Below are 1,021 nucleotides of genomic sequence, written 5' to 3'. Positions count from 1 at the left end.
AGGTTAAGTCCTCGATCTATTAGTATTCATCAGCTGAACTCATTACTGAGCTTACACCCTGAACCTATCAACCAGGTAGTCTTCCTGGGATCTTACTCATAAAGATGGGAAATCTTATCTTGAGGTTGGCTTCGCGCTTAGATGCTTTCAGCGCTTATCCATTCCATACATAGCTACCCAGCTATGCCACTGGCGTGACAACTGGTGCACCAGAGGTATGTCCATCCCGGTCCTCTCGTACTAAGGACAGCTCCTCTCAAATTTCCTACGCCTGCGACGGATAGGGACCGAACTGTCTCACGACGTTCTGAACCCAGCTCGCGTACCACTTTAATGGGCGAACAGCCCAACCCTTGGGACCTACTACAGCCCCAGGATGTGATGAGCCGACATCGAGGTGCCAAACCTCCCCGTCGATGTGGACTCTTGGGGGAGATAAGCCTGTTATCCCCAGGGTAGCTTTTATCCGTTGAGCGATGGCCCTTCCACGCGGAACCACCGGATCACTAAGCCCGACTTTCGTCCTTGCTCGACCTGTATGTCTTGCAATCAAGCTCCCTTTTGCCTTTGCACTCTTCGCACGATTTCCGACCGTGCTGAGGGAACCTTTGGGCGCCTCCGTTACATTTTGGGAGGCGACCGCCCCAGTCAAACTGTCCACCTGACAGTGTCCCAAGACCAGATTCATGGTCTATGGTTAGAATCTCAATATTACAAGGGTGGTATCCCAAGGGTGACTCCACGAAAACTGGCGTTCTCGTATCTCAGTCTCCCACCTATCCTGTACATGTAATATCGAAATCCAATGCCAGGCTACAGTAAAGCTCCATGGGGTCTTTCCGTCCTGTCGCAGGTATCCGGCATCTTCACCGGAATTACAATTTCACCGAGTCTTTTGTTGAGACAGTGCCCAAATCGTTACGCCTTTCGTGCGGGTCGGAACTTACCCGACAAGGAATTTCGCTACCTTAGGACCGTTATAGTTACGGCCGCCGTTTACTGGGGCTTAAGTTCAATGCTT

The 1,021-nt window shown here is 51.2% G+C and carries 1 rRNA gene; it reads right to left on the bottom strand.

The features are described 5' to 3' along the window. A 23S ribosomal RNA gene (locus tag WJW32_RS12350) occupies positions 1-1,021 on the bottom strand; the annotation flags it as partial.

Source organism: Tepidibacter sp. Z1-5 (genome assembly GCF_037844525.1).
Lineage (GTDB): Bacteria > Bacillota > Clostridia > Peptostreptococcales > Peptostreptococcaceae > Tepidibacter_A.
Note: the sequence above shows the minus strand (reverse complement) of the source record. Positions and strands in the feature narration are given on the sequence as shown.